Genomic DNA, 209 nt, shown 5'->3' with positions numbered 1-209 from the left:
AATGTGCAATGTATTGCGGATGTACCTGAGCCGGACATTACGGTGGTCACCGATGAAGCAGATAATTGTACTGCCAATCCAACTGTCGCTTTTGTATCTGATGTTAGCGATGGCAATAGCAATCCTGAAATCATCACTAGAACCTATAGCGTAACAGATGATGCCGGGAACTCTATCAATGTAACACAGGAAATTACTGTTAACGATAC

The 209-nt window shown here is 42.6% G+C and carries 1 protein-coding gene; it reads left to right on the top strand.

Translation table 11 applies throughout. The features are described from left to right. Positions 1–3: 3 nt before the first annotated feature. Positions 4–209: HYR-like domain-containing protein (locus I6U49_RS17360; protein WP_455431176.1), on the top strand; the 206-nt coding region annotated here is incomplete at its 3' end.

It is taken from the genome of Salegentibacter maritimus (assembly GCF_016236915.1).
GTDB lineage: Bacteria > Bacteroidota > Bacteroidia > Flavobacteriales > Flavobacteriaceae > Salegentibacter > Salegentibacter maritimus.
This window is presented reverse-complemented; position numbering and strand designations above follow the sequence as displayed.